The 439-nt window shown below is 75.2% G+C and carries 1 protein-coding gene and 1 pseudogene; both read right to left on the bottom strand.

Annotated features, from left to right (window positions below):
• On the bottom strand, window positions 1–268 hold a 268-nt coding region (locus B4K29_RS00725; protein WP_286966180.1), incomplete at its 3' end, for a hypothetical protein.
• Between the two features lie 27 nt (window positions 269–295).
• Window positions 296–439, bottom strand: a pseudogene (locus tag B4K29_RS00720) (pilus assembly protein TadB); the annotation flags it as partial.

Here is a 439-nt window from a genome sequence, read left to right as displayed (position 1 = left end):
GGCCTGCCCGGGCCCCCGGGGGGGGGGCGGGGGCCCCGGGTCCCCCGCGGATGGGGCCCAGGCCCTTCTCGAACACCCCCGACGGGGCGGCCTGGGCCCCGGGGGCGAGGGCCGCGACCAGACCCGCCGTCATCAGCGTGATCATGACCCAGCCGGGCACGTCGCCCCGCTCGCGGACACGGTCGTCGTGCAGCCGCGCACCGAGGACGTGCAGGGTGGCGGTGGTCCGGGTCAGCAGGGCGAGCCCGGCGTCGGTGAGGTGGTGCATGTCGTCCTCCGTGAGGGTGTGGATGGGTCAGACGGTGAGGGTCAGGAGCTGGAGACCGGGGAAGACCGCGAAGAGCACGGTCACCGGCAGGATGAGGAAGACGACGGGCGTCATCATGGCGATCTCGCGCCGGCCGCCCTCCTCCATGACGGCGCGACGGCCCTGCTCGCG

Origin of the sequence: Arsenicicoccus sp. UBA6765, assembly GCF_002453335.1 — a bacterium.
GTDB lineage: Bacteria > Actinomycetota > Actinomycetes > Actinomycetales > Dermatophilaceae > Arsenicicoccus > Arsenicicoccus bolidensis.
The sequence above is the reverse complement of the archived record's forward strand: the minus strand, read 5'-3'. Positions and strand labels throughout refer to the sequence as shown.